The 16,811-nt window shown below is 24.7% G+C and carries 15 protein-coding genes; 9 read left to right on the top strand and 6 right to left on the bottom strand.

What is annotated here, in order from left to right:
• Positions 1–2 precede the first annotated feature (2 nt).
• Positions 3–857 carry a YitT family protein gene (locus tag PWP28_RS02330; RefSeq protein ID WP_158274731.1) on the bottom strand — a complete coding sequence of 285 codons (855 nt, stop codon included), beginning with the start codon at positions 855–857 and terminating at the stop codon, positions 3–5.
• Positions 858–946: 89 nt separating this feature from the next.
• Here PWP28_RS02330 and PWP28_RS02325 point away from each other — a divergent pair, with 89 nt between their 5' ends.
• From PWP28_RS02325 to PWP28_RS02285, 9 genes are all read left to right on the top strand, one after another.
• Positions 947–1,906: a D-glycerate dehydrogenase gene (locus tag PWP28_RS02325; protein WP_308644197.1), complete on the top strand. Its 960-nt coding sequence runs from the start codon at positions 947–949 to the stop codon at positions 1,904–1,906.
• A 130-nt stretch (positions 1,907–2,036) separates the two neighbouring features.
• Entirely contained in the window at positions 2,037–2,489 is a 453-nt protein-coding gene (gene tsaE, locus PWP28_RS02320; RefSeq protein WP_109603513.1) for a tRNA (adenosine(37)-N6)-threonylcarbamoyltransferase complex ATPase subunit type 1 TsaE, read from the top strand.
• The gene (locus PWP28_RS02315; RefSeq protein WP_308644196.1) at positions 2,486–3,565 is read left to right on the top strand and encodes a DUF933 domain-containing protein; all 1,080 of its coding nucleotides are present in this window, start codon (positions 2,486–2,488) and stop codon (positions 3,563–3,565) included. The genes tsaE and PWP28_RS02315 overlap by 4 nt, the downstream gene beginning before the upstream one ends.
• A complete protein-coding gene (locus PWP28_RS02310; protein WP_109603511.1) occupies positions 3,565–4,557 on the top strand; it encodes a hypothetical protein in 993 nt (330 codons plus the stop codon). The genes PWP28_RS02315 and PWP28_RS02310 overlap by 1 nt, the downstream gene beginning before the upstream one ends.
• The gene (gene queA / locus PWP28_RS02305; RefSeq protein WP_109603510.1) at positions 4,550–5,560 is read left to right on the top strand and encodes a tRNA preQ1(34) S-adenosylmethionine ribosyltransferase-isomerase QueA; all 1,011 of its coding nucleotides are present in this window, start codon (positions 4,550–4,552) and stop codon (positions 5,558–5,560) included. The genes PWP28_RS02310 and queA overlap by 8 nt, the downstream gene beginning before the upstream one ends.
• 12 nt (positions 5,561–5,572) lie before the next feature.
• A complete protein-coding gene (locus PWP28_RS02300) occupies positions 5,573–6,241 on the top strand; it encodes a DUF47 domain-containing protein (protein ID WP_109603509.1) in 669 nt (222 codons plus the stop codon).
• Positions 6,242–6,298: 57 nt separating this feature from the next.
• Positions 6,299–7,471 carry an inorganic phosphate transporter gene (locus tag PWP28_RS02295; RefSeq protein ID WP_109603714.1) on the top strand — a complete coding sequence of 391 codons (1,173 nt, stop codon included), beginning with the start codon at positions 6,299–6,301 and terminating at the stop codon, positions 7,469–7,471.
• A gap of 42 nt (positions 7,472–7,513) precedes the next feature.
• Complete coding sequence (locus tag PWP28_RS02290; protein ID WP_109603508.1) at positions 7,514–11,467, top strand: diguanylate cyclase; 3,954 nt, start codon at positions 7,514–7,516, stop codon at positions 11,465–11,467.
• 41 nt (positions 11,468–11,508) lie between these two features.
• On the top strand, positions 11,509–11,865 hold the full coding sequence (locus tag PWP28_RS02285; protein ID WP_109603507.1) for a flagellar protein FlaG: 357 nt from the start codon (positions 11,509–11,511) through the stop codon (positions 11,863–11,865).
• 33 nt (positions 11,866–11,898) lie between these two features.
• On the opposite strand, the gene PWP28_RS02280 is transcribed toward PWP28_RS02285, so the two are convergent.
• The 5 genes from PWP28_RS02280 to epsC all read right to left on the bottom strand — a co-directional run bounded on the left by PWP28_RS02280 (position 11,899) and on the right by epsC (position 16,676).
• Positions 11,899–12,819, bottom strand: coding sequence for a tRNA-dihydrouridine synthase (locus PWP28_RS02280; RefSeq protein ID WP_109603506.1), 921 nt, complete (start codon positions 12,817–12,819; stop codon positions 11,899–11,901).
• 1 nt (position 12,820) lies between these two features.
• Positions 12,821–13,810, bottom strand: a complete 990-nt coding sequence (gene tsaD, locus PWP28_RS02275; protein ID WP_109603505.1) for a tRNA (adenosine(37)-N6)-threonylcarbamoyltransferase complex transferase subunit TsaD — start codon at positions 13,808–13,810, stop codon at positions 12,821–12,823.
• A gap of 9 nt (positions 13,811–13,819) precedes the next feature.
• Positions 13,820–15,052: an ATP-dependent Clp protease ATP-binding subunit ClpX gene (gene clpX, locus PWP28_RS02270; RefSeq protein WP_308644195.1), complete on the bottom strand. Its 1,233-nt coding sequence runs from the start codon at positions 15,050–15,052 to the stop codon at positions 13,820–13,822.
• A 114-nt stretch (positions 15,053–15,166) separates the two neighbouring features.
• Entirely contained in the window at positions 15,167–16,057 is an 891-nt protein-coding gene (cysK, locus tag PWP28_RS02265) for a cysteine synthase A (RefSeq protein WP_308644194.1), read from the bottom strand.
• 13 nt (positions 16,058–16,070) lie between these two features.
• Complete coding sequence (epsC, locus tag PWP28_RS02260; protein ID WP_308644193.1) at positions 16,071–16,676, bottom strand: serine O-acetyltransferase EpsC; 606 nt, start codon at positions 16,674–16,676, stop codon at positions 16,071–16,073.
• Positions 16,677–16,811 lie beyond the last annotated feature (135 nt).

Here is a 16,811-nt window from a genome sequence, read left to right as displayed (position 1 = left end):
CTTTAATATTTTAATTTGTCAAAACCTTGGCCATAAACACTTGAAGAATTTGATATAGATATAAAAGCATCAGGATCTATTTGATGGATACTTCTTAATACCCATTGAACTTCTTTTTTTCTAACTATTACAAGTATAACTTCTTTTTCATTTTTAGTATACCAACCTTTAGCTTTTAAAAGAGTAATACCTCTTTTAATCTCTTCGCTTATTTTATTTGAAACTTCATCATACTTATCTGAAATGATAAGAATTTGAGAAGTTTGCTTTCTTCCTTCTAATATCATGTCTATTGTATATGCAGCTATTGCCATAGTTACAAAACCATATATCATAGTTTCAACAGATCTAAAAACTATATAAGAACTTCCAATTATAATTAAATCTAAAATAAAAAAAACTTTTCCAGGGGATATATCTTTATAATGAGTTATAATCATTGTTATTAGATCTGTCCCACCTGTACTTGCACCTTCATAAAAATAAATTCCTACTCCTGCTCCAGATAAAAATCCTCCAATAACTGTAGCCATAAAAGAGTCTTTTACTAAAGGTTCTTTTATAAAACCTTGTAATAAAAATACAAAAAAAGCAGATAAAAATATTCCATATAAAGTTTTGAACCCAAATTTAGCTCCAACTATTTTAACGCTTATAATTATTAAAATAGTATTTAAGACAGCTATAGATATCCCTACAGGAATTTTAGTTGCATAGTATATTATAGTTGAAAGCCCTGTAAAACCACCACCAACGATTTTGGAAGGAATTAAGAAACCTGCCCAACCAAATGAGTTTACAAATATACCTAAAGTTATTATAAAATAACTCCAAAATTTTTTATTTTTTTGTACCATAAAATCCCTCCGAATTATGTTATCATATTTATGTAAACTATTTTTATTTATATATTGGAATTTCAAGAAAATAAAGAGGAGTGATAATATTGAAAAAAGTAGCATTTACTTATAGGATACCAGAAAAAGGAATTAATTTTTTGAAAAATAAATATGAAGTTTGGGTAAATAATGAAAATAGACAACTCACAAAAAATGAACTTATTAATATTTTTGAAGAAAATGATGCTGTAGTTACTTTGTTATCTGATAAAATAGATAGTGATATTTTGAGATCTAAAAAAAATAGAGTAAAAATAATATCAAATTATGCTGTTGGATATAATAATATCGACGTAAAAACAGCCAAAGAATTGGGAATAAAAGTTACAAATACTCCCGATGTTTTAACAAATGCAACAGCTGATTTAGCTTGGACTTTACTTATGTCAATTTCAAGAAGAATAGTAGAATCTGATAAATTTGTTAGAGAAGGAAAATTTAAAGGTTGGGAACCTGAATTATTTTTAGGTAGTAATTTAGTTGGAAAAAAATTAGGAGTTATAGGCTTTGGGAGAATTGGAAGAGCTTTTGCTAAGAGAGCTAAAGGATTTGATATGGAAGTATTTTATTATAAAAGAAAAAGACTTGATGATGATACAGAAAGATCTTTAGAAGTGTTATATTCAGATATTGATTATATAATGAGAGAATGTGATTTTATAAGTCTTCATATGCCTTTAACTGAAGATACGCATCATATTATAAACAAAAGAAGATTGGATATGATGAAAAAAAATTCTTATATAATAAATACTGCAAGAGGTGCAATAATAGATGAAAAAGCTCTATTCGAAAAATTAAAAAATAATGAAATTAGCGGAGCAGGTTTAGATGTATATGAATTTGAACCTAATCTTACAGAAGGATTGAAAAAATTAAATAATGTTGTTTTATCACCACATATAGGATCTGCAACCGTTGAAACTAGAAATGAAATGTCATTAATGGTCGCAAAAGATATAGATCTTTTATTATCTGATAAAAAACCAATAAATGAAGTTGTATAAATCAAGAGGATATCAATTAAGATATCCTTTTTTTGTTATGTAATATTTACAAGAAAAAAAGTAAAAAAATACATATAAATTCATTTATGATGATAAAATATAGAAGGATTATTAAAGGGAGGTATAAAAAATAATATATAAAAAAGTTGATTTAAATGATTTTAAAAATATAGCTAAAAAACTTTCTTTGAAGATAAAAAAGGGCGATAAAATTCTGCTTTTTGGAGAATTAGGTGCAGGTAAAACAACATTTTCACAATTTTTAATAAAAAATATATTAAAAGAAATAGATTATGTTTCGAGTCCAACTTTTTCTATAATGAATGAATATGGTGAGGATATCAAAATATATCATGCTGATTTGTACAGGATTGCTGATCCTTATGAAATAGAATATATAGATCTTTTTAATGATGAAGAGGGTATTTACCTTATAGAATGGGCTGAATATTTAGATTATTTAACCCCAAAAAATAGATTAGAAATAAAAATAAAATATAATGAAGATATTAAATATAGAGATATAGAAATAAATTATATAGGAAATGAATATGATGAGAAATTTCAGGAGGAATTAATATGAAAATAGGAATTTTTGGATTACCAATGAGTGGAAAAACAACTATTTTTTCTTTATTAACAGATACACCATATGATGGATCTTATAAAGTTAACTCAGAAGAAAAAAGAGCTTTTATAAGAGATGAAAGAATAGAAAAACTTTCAGAAATATATCAACCCAAAAAAACTACGTATGCTGAACTTGATTTTGTTGATATACCAAGTTTTGATTCTTCTTCAGATCAAAAAGAAAAAAGTAGAATATTACAAATGATTCAAAATGTTGATTCTATGATACTTGTAATAAGAGCTTTTGAAAATGATGAAGTTCCATATCCAGATAATAATGAAACTCCATTAAAACAATTAAATACTTTAATTGCAGAACTTATAATAAGAGATATAGAAGTTGTTGAGAATAGGTTGGCAAGACTTGAAATTTCAATAAAGAAAAATAAAGCATCTAAAGATGAGATAAAAGAAAATGAAATTTTAGAAGGAATTAAGAATCTTTTAATGGAAGAAAAATTTGCAAGTAACTATGAATTAAATGAAGAAGAAAAAAAATTAATAAGTTCATTGTCTTTATTTACTTTAAAACCAATAATAGCTGTTGTGAATATTGATGAAAATCAACATGATTCTGATGATTACTCTCAAAAAGAAGAATTAATATCTACTTGTAAAGACAATAATTTTGCTTATATAGACATATCTGGAAAAATAGAATCTGATCTTGTAGAACTTAATGAAGATGAAAGAAAAATGTTTATGGAAGAGCTCAATATAGAAAGACCAGGTATATCAAGATTATCAAAGGTAGTTTATGATCATATAGGTTTAATTTCTTATTTTACTGTTGGTAAAGATGAAGTTAGAGCTTGGACTATAAAAAAAGGGACTAATATGAAAAAAGCTGCTGGAGCAATACATTCTGCTTTAGAAAAAGGTTTTATAAAAGCTGAAGTTATCAAATATGAAGATTTAATAGTAGCTGGAAATGATGAAGAAGCTAGAAAACAAGGATTAAGTAGGCTTGCTGGAAAAGATGAAATTGTAGAAGATGGTAATATAATGGAGATAAGGGCGAATAGTTAATGTCTATTCAAAGAATAATTAATGTTTTGAATGAAAAAGATTATTATGAACATGTAAAAAGAATGAAAAAAATATTTAATCTTGCAAGTTTTTATATAAAAAAGCCTAAAGAACTTGATAATAGAAGAATGTTTTGGATATACAGAGTTCTTGGAAATGATGCGGAAAGAAAAATACCAAGAAAACATTTAAATGATTTTCAATTTTTAGTGATGCATGTTTTAAAAAAACCAACCGAAAATAGATTTGAAGATATAAAAAAACATTATAATTTAAAAGATGAAACCTTACAGAATATAAAATTTTTAATATATCCAGATAAATTTCCGCCTGGTAAATATAATGAAGGTTTAAAAAAATATGATGTAGAATTTTATGATTCAAAAATTATTTTAAAAAAATTAAAATTTAAAGATTATAGGGATCTATATTATTTGATGACATATTTTCCAATAGATTCTAAAAGTCCTTTTATTCAAAATATTCTTGATGAAATTTTAGGATTAAATCCTTTATTATCTAAAAAATCATATTATATTAAAATTAAAGAAATATATAAAAGTTTAAATAATTATGAAAAACAAATGATTAATATACATTTAAAAAGTTATTCGTATTATCATTATAAACTTATAAATTCAAATCCAAGAGGCATTATTATAGATGGAAGTAATATAATAAGATTTGAAAATAATAATAAAATTAAAACATTAATAGATTTAATTGATAATTTATATATAAATGAATATGCTTTTTTTCCATGCATAATAGTTTTTGATAAAAATATAGAATATATCTTAAATTATGAAGATAGAGATATTTTAAGAGAATTAAGTAATTCAAAAAGAGTTTATTATAATTCACCGGCAGATGAACTTATAATATATATATCAAATAAATTAAAATATAATATTGTATCTAATGATAAATTTTCGGAATATGAATTTGATAATAATCTGTTGTATGAAATTGGGAGGTTTATAGATGTATAGAATAGAAGAGTATGATTATTATCTTCCTCAGGAACAAATAGCACAAGATCCAGTTGAACCAAGAGATTCTTCTAAATTAATGATTTTAGATAGAGAAAAAAAAACAATTGAACATAAAATTTTCAGAGAAATAATAGATTATTTAAATCCTAAAGATCTTTTAATTGTGAACAATACTAAAGTTATACCTGCAAGAATATACGGAAAAAAATCAACTGGTGCAAAAATTGAAATATTATTGCTTGAAAAAATTGGAGAAGGAAATAAATGGAAATCTCTTGTAAAACCTGGTGGAAAAATAAAATTAGGAAATGAATTAATATTTTCAAATAAATTAAAAGCTAAAGTAATAAAGCATTATGATGATGGAGCAAGATTGTTAGAATTTTATGGTGAAAATATATGGGATGAAATTAATAAAATTGGAGAAACTCCATTACCACCTTATATTCATAAAAAACTTGAAGATAATAATAGATATCAAACTAATTATGCAAAAATTGAAGGAGCTGTTGCAGCTCCAACTGCTGGATTGCATTTTACAAAAGAATTATTAGATAAAATAAGTAAAAAAGGTATAGACCTTGAAGAAGTAACTTTACATGTTGGCCTTGGAACGTTTAGACCCGTTAATGAAGAGGACATAAGGAATCATCAAATACATGAAGAGTACTATTCTATATCTGAAGATGTTAAAAACAAAATAGAAGAAACTAAAAAAAATGGTGGAAGAATAATAGCTGTTGGGACAACAGTAGTGAGGACATTAGAATCATATGCATTAAATAAAAAACTTTCAGGAAAAACGAATATATACATATATCCACCGTATAATTTTAAAATTGTAGATGGACTAATAACTAACTTTCATCTTCCTAAGTCATCTTTATTAATGCTTGTAAGCGCTTTTAATGGTCATCAATTTACTATGAAATCATATAAAGAAGCTGTAGAAAAAAATTATAGATTTTTTTCTTTCGGTGATGCAATGTTTATAAAATAGGGGGGAATAAAAATGTCTTTATGGGGAAAGGTTTTTCAAAAATTTAATCCAATAACAGAAATAATAAATCATGCAAGAATAATTGAAAATGCTTCTGATTACTTACCAGAATTATTTAGAAAGTATCTTGAACATGAAGATATAACTAATATAGTAAATGTAATAGATTCTCTTGAAGATGAAGCAGATGAAATAAAAAGAAATATACGCCAAAACTTAAAAAGAGGCTATATGTATAGATTTGAAAGGGTAGATCTATTAGATTATATAGAAATTCAAGATAAAATAGCTGATAGTTTTGAAGATATAGGACGTTTAATGCTTTTAAATGAAGTTGAAATTACTCCAGAAGCAAAGGCTAAAATCTTTTCTATAGTTGAAGAAGTTGAAAAGATGATAGATTTATTTAAAAAATCTGTAAAATTTTTAGAAGAAGTTATAGATTCTGATTTTTCAAAAGAAAAATTAGAGGCCCATTTTAAAGATATAACAGAAATAAAATGGTATGAAAAAGATATTGATAGTAAAATATTTGAATTTGGGAAATGGCTTTTTTCACAAAAAAATGATATGAATCCTGTTGATATATTTTTCTTAAGACAAATTATTTTAATTTTATCAGAAATAGCCGATACATGCCAAAATGTTAGTGACAGAATATTTATTCTAATAAATGGATAACGGGAGTGATTTTAATTGAATGTGACCCTGGTTCTTGGATTGTTGATAGGTTTTGGAATGTCTTTAGCTATAGGTGCAAATGATGTAGCCAATTCTATGGCTACTGCAGTGGGAGCGAAAGCTATTACACCCAAACAAGCTGTTTTTATAGCAGGTATTTTAGAATTTGCAGGTGCAACTTTTTTTGGGAGTCAAGTTACAGAGACAATAAGAAAAGGTATTGTTAATATTGAATTGTTAAAAGATCCTAACATTGTAATTATTGGATCTATGGCAGCGTTAATAGGAGCAACTCTATGGCTTGTAACAGCAACTATTTTCTCTTGGCCTGTGTCTACGACTCATTCAATAGTAGGTGGAATGGTTGGTTATGGTATAGCTGCTGGTGGTTTTGGGGCTGTACATTGGTCTAAAGTTCTTACTATAACAGTTAGTTGGTTAGTAGCCCCTGTATTAGGCCTTATTATGTCATTTGTTCTATTTAAAATAATTTCTAAAACAACTCTTCATGGTAAAAACCTCGAAAAAAAGATAAAAATATGGATTCCTGTATACTTAGCTTTGACCTTTTTTATAATATCTCTCTCTTTTATATTGAAAGCTTTACATCTTTCAATAACTTTAAAAGCACTTCTTTATGCGATTTTGCTTGGAACTGCTGGAGGTATTATAGCATTTTTGATAATTATTATTAAAAATAAAAGGGAAATAAAAAATCCTGAAATGTTTGTAGAAAAAATGTTTAGAAAAGCTCAGGTTGTTACTTCATGTTATGTTGCTTTAGCTCATGGTGCAAATGATGTTGCGAATGCTATTGGGCCGGTTGCTGCTATTTATGCTGCTTCAATTTCTGGAACAGTTGGATCAGAAGTTGAAATACCAAGGTTTATACTAGCCTTTGGTGGAATAGGAATTGCATTAGGTGTTGCAATTTGGGGAAAAAGAGTTATGAAAACAGTTGGAAGTGATATAACAGAATTAAATAATTCGAGAGGATTTACAATTGATTTTGCAACTGCAACAACAGTTCTTGGAGCCTCAAATTTAGGTATGCCTGTTTCTTCAACACATACAGTTGTTGGTTCTGTAATAGGTATAGGTCTTGCAAGGGGTGTAGGATCTATAAATACTGGTATAATTAAAGAAATATTTATGTCATGGGTATTAACTGTTCCTGCTTCTGCTATTGTTGGATTTTTAATGTTTCATTTATTAAACTTTATTTTTTAATATGTTATAATTTTTTTGAGGGGAAAAAAGTAGGGGAGATAAATGAAATATGATATAATTAGTATTTTAAACCAAAATGAATTTTATATCGACTATATAGTTTATTTTGAAGAAAAACTTTATAGAATGAGGAAGTTGGAATCTTTTCACTTTTTAAATCTTGATATAATTTCAAAATTTGAAGGTAATTTTAAAAGTCTAAAAGAATATGGTTTAATATATCCAGAAAAGATAAATTTAAAAAGTAAAAAACCTGAACTTTTCTATATATATAGAGAAGAAAATAATTTATTCTGTCAAAAAAGTGAAAAAGCTATAGTTGATTCTATAGCTTATTTTTTCTATATTTTAGATGATTTAGTACATTTTAGTAATTTTATTCCGAATTATATAAATTTGGACGATTTTTTTATAGACCATAATAAAAATTTTTATTTTTTTGCACCAATTTTAAGAAATATCTCTAATGAAAAGATATTTCTCATTAAAGAACAGTTTGAAGATAATTTAATAAGTTCATTAATAGAATTTATTAAATATTTAAATTTTAATATAAAGTTAAATAGTATTCAAAAACTTTTTAGAGATATAGAAGATAAAAAAAATATAAGTTGTGTATCTCAATTTAAAAATTATTTTCAAATAAAAAATAAAAGAAAATTCAAAAAAGTTCAATTTACTGGAAGAAAAGAGCTCCTTGAAGAACTTTATCAAAAAGTAAATTCTAATGAAAACTTACTTCAAGAAATACTATTTTGGGGTGAACAAAGAACAGGAAAGACGACTATATTGAATTTAATAATTAAAAAATTAAAATTTCAAAAAAATTTTAAAGTTTTAAATGTAAAAAAATATGAAGATATTTTTTATTTTTTTGGTTCTGAAAAAAATGATTTATTAGATCTTATAAATCGATTGAAAGATTTATCTAAAGAAAATAAATATTTAATTATTATAGATGAATATCAAAATAAAAGAAAAAAAATAGATGAAATAATTGATATAATAAAAAAAAGTAATTTAAAAATTCCTATAAATATAATTTATGTAACTCATGGAGAAATTTCAAATAAAAAATTTGATATGAACTATAATATATCAGGATTAAGTTTAAAAGAGACTTATAATTTATTATCGACTATGACTGATAATAAATTCTTAAATGAAAATAGTTATTTTTCAAAAGAACTTTATAATTATTCAAAAGGATATCCAGGAATTATCATAAAAACGATGACTGATTTGTATAATAGTAATATACTTAGATATGATGATTATGAAAACAAATGGATTATAAAAGATAAATTTATTTTTGACAAAAATATAGATGTAAATTTCTCTCTTTTAAAAGTATTGGATAAAATAAGTTTAGAAGAATTAAAGTATATATCTATACTCGGATATACATTTTCTATAATGAGTTTAAAAAAATTAGAAAAAATTTTATCGAAAAGATTTAATATTAATATTTTTTTAAATTATGAAATAATACAATTGGAAAATGGAGTTTATAGGTTTTTTAATATGAAATATAGAGATTACTTTTATTCTAAATTAGAAAAAGAAATAAAATTAAAAATTCATAATGATATGTATTTATTAGAAAATGATTTTGAGCTTTCTATATGGCATCTTGAGCAAATAAACCGAAAAGAAAAAATTGTCGCTGAATATACAAAAAAAATAAAAAAATACTATTTTGATTGGAATAATCTTGAGTTAATAAAACCTTATTTTAAAGAAATTGTTGATAATGGTTATTATAATGAAACAGCTATTTGTATATATGTTGATTATATGATTTACTCAGAGAATTTTGTAGAAGCAAAAAAATATATAAATAAATTAAAAAGCAATTTCACAAAATATTATAAACTAAAATTTTATTCAGAAATAGATCCGGATATAGCAATAATAGAATTAAAAAATGAATTTGCTAATAAATCTATCACAGACTATCAGAAAATTTTATATTTAGAAATTCTTTTGAAAGCTAATATAAATAAAAATAATTCTTCAATAAATAAAAATATTTTTAAAAAAATAAAAAAAATATATCAAAATAATTCTAAAAATAATAATTTCACAAGATCTTATATAAGATCGCTAATAAATTTATCTGATTATTATTCTTATGATAAAATAAATTGTTTAAAGCATTTAAATGAAGCATTAAATATTTCAAATATATTGAAAGAAAATAAATATAAGGGTATAATAATATTAAAAATGACAAGATTTCAAATAGAAAATCCTGCATATTACGATTCTTTAATAGAAGATTCTATTGGGATATTTAGAAATTCTAATGATTTAAGTAAATTTCCAGAAATATATTTTAATAAAGCCTATATAAGTCTTTATAAAGGAAATATAGATGATTTTTTTTATAATGTTAATGAAAGTCTAAAATTTTCAAGAATTATAAATAATAGAATAGTTGAAATACAATGTTATTCTTTAAAAGCTTTTTATTATTTTTATAGCGAAGATGAAGATAATTTTTATTTTGAAATTAGAAAAATAAAATATTATAAAAATTTAATTTCATTAAAAGAAAAAGATAAACAGACTTATTATATTTTTTATTTAGAGTTATTAAATAGTATATATAAAAGAGATAAAAAAGTGAATATAAATAATTTTGATTATTATATAAATGAAAAATATAGTTTCTTTAAAAATATTTGGGAGATATATACTAGTGAAGATGAAAATAAAATATATAAGAATTTCGTAAATACATGTAATGGAGATGTAAATATAGAAGAAAGTATATTTCTTTTATATTATAAATTTATAAATATAAAAGAAGATAATTTCGTATATAATATTGAAAAAGTCATAAAAAATTTTAAAGAAAATGGTTACAAATTAAGTTTAGCATTAGTTTATGAAGGTCTTTCAAATTTTTATAAAGTAAAAAAAGATACTTTAAGAGCTTTTAAATATTATAGATTATCTGTTTTAGCCTATAAAAATATGGGGATGAGTTTTAAAATTAATATTTTGAGTAGAAATTTTGTTGATTTTATTGAAAATGTAAATGAATCATTAAAATATAATATAAATTATAATGAAATAAAGGATCTAAAATTTTATGATGATCTTATAAATATATCAACTAAAATAATATCTATGGATAATGTGCAAGAAATATTAGATGCTATTTTAAATTTTATTAAGAAAAAATTTCCAATATCAGATATTTATATAAAAGTAGATACAGAAATTTTTGAAGCACAATCTACAACTTCTTATGAAATGCTTATTCCAAATAATGAAAAATTATCTATAACACCATTTGAAATATTTTTTATTTCAAATTATAAAGATTATTCAATTAAATATTATTTAAAAAATGAAAATTTACTTTTAAATCTTAAAATATTTGAAAATATATTTGATACTTTAATAATATTAGATGATTATTTATCGGGTACTTTGAACAGGATTATTCATCAACAAAATTCTATTCAAGATTATTTAACAGGGGCTTATAGTAGAAGGTATTTATATTTAAGATTAAAAGAAGAATTTATAAAAGCAAAAAGAGAAGAACTACCTTTATCTTTAATAATGTTAGATATAGATGATTTTAAAAAAATAAATGATACATATGGACATAAAAAAGGTGATGAAATATTAAAAGCTATAGTAAGAGATTTAAATATGAATCTTAGAATAACTGATATAATTGGTAGATACGGTGGAGAAGAGTTTATAATAATCTTACCAAAAACAGATATAGTTTTAGCATATGATATAGCTGAAAGACTTAGGAAATCTATAAATGAAAGAGTTAGTCTATGTTATGGATTTGAAGTATCGGCTTCATTTGGAATTTCAACTAAGAAAAATTGTGAAAATATAGATGATTATAGAGTATTGATAGAAAGAGCAGATATTGCAAGTTATATTTCTAAAAGTAGAGGGAAAAATACAGTAAGTATATTTTCAAAAAATAAAGATTTTTCAGAAATTGACGATATATAAATGATAGATCTTATTTTTAAATAATCCAAGGAGGGGTTAATATGGAAATCAGGGATGTTTCTATGAATAATTATCAGAAATATGATAATAAAATTAACAAAACACCCATTCAAAAAGATGAAATTGGAAAATATACCAAAAATCAAGAAAAAAATTCTGAAAACAATTCATCTTTAAAAGATATCACAAATATACTTCAAAAAAAGCTCGATAAAATTCAGAAAATTTTTAATTCTGAAGCAAAATTTGAAGTTAATGATGATGTTGATATGGTTGTTGTAAAGATTGTTGATAAGGATACTAAAGAAGTTATAAGACAGATACCACCTGAAACTTCTATAAAACTTGCCAAAGCATTAAATGATTTAGAAGGAATTCTTTTTGATGAGCAAGCATAAATAAAAAGCGAATTATTAAATTCGCTTTTTATTCTACAAGTTGTGTAATTCATTTATTGTTAAAATATCATTTAAATGTGATTTGACTTCTTTAAAAGAAGAAAGTTTTGATAGATTACTTCTTAATTCTTTTGAACCTTTTATACCTTTAGTATATCCAACTAAAAATTTTTTAAATCTGTCTACACCATTTTTTTCATTTTTTGAATCTAATATCAAAGAATCTAAATGTTTTAAACATAATTCAAATTTTTCATGGATATTTGGAATTTTATTTTCAAAAATCCAAGGGTTTCCTATTGCACCTCTTGCGATTATTATAAAATCAGTTTTAATTTCATTTAAATAATAATCTATATCTTCTTTTTCAAATATATCTCCAGAACCGCCTATAAGTATTTTAGATTTTTCTTTTATATTTGGGAAAAAATCTCTTCTTGCAATTCCTTTATAAAATTCTTCTCTTGTTCTTCCGTGTATTATTAAATAATCCGCACCAGCATCTTCTACTTTTTTTTGTATTTCATCTAAAATAAAACTATCATAACCGATTCTTACTTTTACTCCTACTGGAATGCTAACCTTCTTTTTTATAGAGAATATTATATTTGATAAATTATCTAAATCTTTTAATAATGCTGAACCAGCACCTCTTTTAACAACTTTTTTTACTGGACAGCCGGCATTTATATCTATCCAATCACCGTAATTTTCAACTATTTTAGCAGCATCTGACATTACAGATGGAGAATTTCCAAATAATTGGATTCCAATATTTTTTTCATCTTCATGTGGTAAAAGTTTGAAAGTTGGTTTTATATTTTTTATTATAGCATCTGAGGATATCATTTCTGTGATTGTAAATTCAGCTCCATGATCTACACAGATTTTTCTGAATATATAATCACTATAATCTGCCATTGGTGCAAGCCCTTTTTTGTTAATTAAATCCATTTTATAACTCCTTAAGTCCTAAATTAGGTATAGCATCTAAATTTAAATCTGAAAATTGATTTCTTATAAATTTTTCATATCCTGCTCTTGCTATCATAGCGGCATTATCTGTACAATATTTCAGATTTGGATAATAAATATTTATATTTTTTATTCCATCAAATTTAGATCTCAATAAAGAATTAGCTGCAACACCACCGGCTATAACTACTTTTTTAACTCCAGAATCATTTGAATATTTAACAACTTTATGTACAAGGGTATCTATTAGAGATTCTTGAAATGAACAAGCAATATCTTCGATATTTGCTTGACTATGTTCTTTTAAAAAATATAATACAGAAGTTTTTAATCCAGAAAAAGAAAAATCATAACCATTATTATATAATGGTTTAGGAAATTTATATATATTTTTACCCATTTTTGCCAGTCTATCTATTACGGGTCCACCTGGATAACCTGTATTCATCATTTTAGAAACTTTATCAAAAGCTTCTCCAGCAGCATCATCTCTAGTTTTCCCAATTATTTCAAAATCCATATAATCTTTTGCATGTATTATCATTGTATGGCCACCAGAAACTAATAAAACAATAAAAGGTGGTTTTAAGTCTTTAAAAGCTAAAAAATTTGCATAAATATGACCCATTAAATGATTAACTCCTATTAAAGGTTTATTTAAAGAAAAACTTAAAGATTTAGCAAAATTTAAACCCATAAGTAAAGAGCCTACTAATCCAGGACCATAAGTAACTGCAATTGCATCTATATCATCATATTTAATATTTGCTTTTTGAAATACTTCTTTTGTTATTTTATATAAAAAATCTATATGTTTTCTTGAAGCTACTTCTGGTACTACACCACCAAAAATTTTATGTATATCTATTTGAGAGATGATTATATCAGATAATATTTCGTGTTTTCCTTTTAATAAAGCTACAGATGTTTCATCGCAGGATGTTTCAATTCCTAATATTATAGGTTCCATATGATCACCTCAAGCAGATTTTTTCTTTATTAATATAGCTTGTTTTTCATTCTTTACAACATTTTCATCTATTATTATTTTATCAATTTCATCTTTTATATCTGGTGCATCATACATTATATCAATCATAACTTCTTCAAAAACACTTTTTAAGGCTCTTGCACCAGTGCCTCTTTTTAAAGCTGTTTTTGCGATTTCTATTAATGCATCATCTGTAAATTCTATTTCTATATCATCTAAATCCAACATTTTTGTATATTGTTTTAAAATGGCATTTTTTGGTTCTTTAATTATTCTAACTAAATCATTTTCATTTAAATCACCTAAAGTACTCAAAACAGGAAATCTTCCTACAAATTCTGGAATCAATCCAAAATGAACTAAATCATCAGGTGTTGCCATAGATAAAAATTCACCATCTCTTAAGGCTTTCTTTGATTTTATATCTGCACCAAAACCCATTGTTGATGATTGTGTTCTTTTTTTAATAATATCTACAAGACCATCAAAAGCTCCACCTGCTATAAATAATATATTTGAAGTATCAACTTTTATGAACTCTTGATAAGGATGTTTTCTACCACCTTGAGGGGGAATATTAGCAACAGTACCTTCTACTATCTTTAACAAGGCTTGTTGAACTCCTTCACCTGAAACATCTCTTGTTATTGAAGGATTTGGTGATTTTCTTGTTATTTTATCGATTTCATCTATATATATTATTCCTTTTTGAGCTTTTTCAACATCGAAGTTAGCCGATTGTAAGAGTCTTAAAATAATATTTTCAACATCATCTCCAACATATCCTGCTTCTGTTAATGGAGTTGCATCAGCAATTGCAAAAGGAACATCTAAAATTCTTGCTAAGGTTTGAGCTATTAAAGTTTTTCCAGTTCCAGTAGGGCCAACCATTAAAACATTTGATTTATCTATTTCAATGTCTTCAAAGTTTTTTCCCGCAGCAATTCTTTTATAATGATTATAAACAGCAACAGAAATTATTTTTTTAGCTTTATCTTGACCGACTATATATTTGTCAAGTTCTGATTTTATTAGTTTTGGTGTTGGAATATCATTTAAGTTTTTAATATCTTTTTTTGTCTCTTTATTTAAATTATCTTCTATTAGATCACCAAAAAGATCTATACATTCATCACATATATATATTCCATTTGGACCAGCTATTAATGCATTTACTTCTTCTTGAGATTTTCCACAAAAAGAGCAATATTTTTCTTTCATAAAAATTCCTCCTATTAAAATAATCGCATCTTATATTTTATCATTTTATATAAAAATCAATATAACATTTTAATTACAAAAAAAGGGCTATATAAAGCCCTTTTTATAATAATTTTATAATAAACTCATATATCTTTCACCAGAATCACAAGCTATTGTTAATATTCTTCTATTATCTCCGAGTTTTTTCAATAATTTTATAGCTGCAGCTACATTAGCACCAGATGAAATACCGACAAATAAACCTTCTTCTTTTGCTAATCTTTTTTGATATTCTAAGGCTTCATCACTTTCTATTTTTATTATTTCATCTAAAATCTCTAAATTTAAATTTTTAGGAATAAAACCAGCACCAATACCTTGTATTTTATGTTTTCCAGGATTTTCGCCTGATAATACAGCTGATTCATAAGGTTCAACAGCACTTATATTTATGCATTCTCCAAAGAAATTTCTGAGTACTTTACCGATTCCTGAAATAGTTCCGCCAGTTCCAACACCTGCAACAAAGCCATCTAAATTGAAATCCATTTGTTTTAGTATTTCAGGACCAGTTGTAATTTCATGTGCTTTTGGATTTGCTGGATTTTCAAATTGATTTGGCATAAAAGCATTTAATTCATTTTTAATTTCTAAAGCTTTTTCAATTGATCCTTTCATACCTTTTTCAGCAGGAGTTAATACTAATTTCGCTCCAAGTAATTCCAAAACTTTTCTTCTTTCATGACTCATACTTTCAGGCATAGTTAAAATAACTTCATATCCTTTACTTATTCCAATAGAAGCCAATGCAATTCCAGTATTACCGCTTGTTGGCTCTACAATTATTTTTTGATGAGGGCCTAAAAAACCATTTTTCTCAGCATCTTGAATCATAAAAAATGCTGGTCTATCTTTAACACTTCCAGCAGGATTATTTTTTTCAAGTTTTATAAAAATTTGGCCTTTTTTTACAATATTAGATAAAGTAATTATAGGGGTATTTCCTATAGCTGTATATATCATATTTAATTCCTCCTTATATTATGAAGTCGGCATTTGAACTTTTATCATTTAAATACATTACAGAATTTGAAGTACAATTAATTTTTTTGATTTTTGCAGGAATTCCAACAGCTAGAGATTTTGGAGGAATATCCATCAATACAACAGAGTTAGAACCTATTATTGAACCATTTCCTACAAAAATAGGTCCTAAAATTTTTGCTCCAGATCCCAACATAACATCTTTTCCTATTTCTGGATGTCTTTTACCTTTTACAACTTTTTTAGAACCAAGAGTTACTCCATGATATATTAAAGTTCCTTCACCAACTTTAGCAGTTTCACCAATTACTATTCCAAAACCATGATCTATTACTATTCCAGCCTCTAATTCAGCTGCTGGATGAATTTCCATTGAATAAAGAATTTTTCCGAAAATATGGATTAAATAAGATATAAAATATAATTTATATTTATAGAAAAAATGTGAAAATCTATAATTTAACAGGCCATGAAATGCTGTTGAAGTAAAAAAAACTTTTGCTTTTGAACTTGCTGTTGGATCTTTTTTTAAATACATTGAAAGATCTTTATTGGCATTTTGAAATATTTTAAAGAAATCTTTTATAAAATTAAACAATTTAATTCCCCCTTGGAATTAGTATAAAAAAAGTCGGAATTATATAATAAAAACAAGTTGCTAATTGCAACCTGTTTTTATTATATACTATAAATTTTTCATTTCAACTATTTTAGATTAAGAAATTTTAAACTT

The organism is Oceanotoga sp. (assembly GCF_030445905.1).
GTDB lineage: Bacteria > Thermotogota > Thermotogae > Petrotogales > Petrotogaceae > Oceanotoga > Oceanotoga teriensis.
The sequence above is the reverse complement of the archived record's forward strand: the minus strand, read 5'-3'. Positions and strand labels throughout refer to the sequence as shown.

Excerpts from the sequence above, each read along its gene's own strand:
- cysK (WP_308644194.1), bottom strand. The coding sequence starts at position 16,057 with ATGATATATACAGCTATAGGAAATACCCCTATAATTACTTTATCTAAT.
- PWP28_RS02330 (WP_158274731.1), bottom strand. The coding sequence starts at position 857 with ATGGTACAAAAAAATAAAAAATTTTGGAGTTATTTTATAATAACTTTA.
- queA (WP_109603510.1), top strand. The coding sequence starts at position 4,550 with ATGTATAGAATAGAAGAGTATGATTATTATCTTCCTCAGGAACAAATA.
- tsaD (WP_109603505.1), bottom strand. The coding sequence starts at position 13,810 with ATGGAACCTATAATATTAGGAATTGAAACATCCTGCGATGAAACATCT.
- PWP28_RS02310 (WP_109603511.1), top strand. The coding sequence starts at position 3,565 with ATGTCTATTCAAAGAATAATTAATGTTTTGAATGAAAAAGATTATTAT.
- PWP28_RS02295 (WP_109603714.1), top strand. The coding sequence starts at position 6,299 with ATGTCTTTAGCTATAGGTGCAAATGATGTAGCCAATTCTATGGCTACT.
- clpX (WP_308644195.1), bottom strand. The coding sequence starts at position 15,052 with ATGAAAGAAAAATATTGCTCTTTTTGTGGAAAATCTCAAGAAGAAGTA.
- PWP28_RS02300 (WP_109603509.1), top strand. The coding sequence starts at position 5,573 with ATGTCTTTATGGGGAAAGGTTTTTCAAAAATTTAATCCAATAACAGAA.
- PWP28_RS02290 (WP_109603508.1), top strand. The coding sequence starts at position 7,514 with ATGAAATATGATATAATTAGTATTTTAAACCAAAATGAATTTTATATC.
- PWP28_RS02285 (WP_109603507.1), top strand. The coding sequence starts at position 11,509 with ATGGAAATCAGGGATGTTTCTATGAATAATTATCAGAAATATGATAAT.
- PWP28_RS02280 (WP_109603506.1), bottom strand. The coding sequence starts at position 12,819 with ATGGATTTAATTAACAAAAAAGGGCTTGCACCAATGGCAGATTATAGT.
- PWP28_RS02315 (WP_308644196.1), top strand. The coding sequence starts at position 2,486 with ATGAAAATAGGAATTTTTGGATTACCAATGAGTGGAAAAACAACTATT.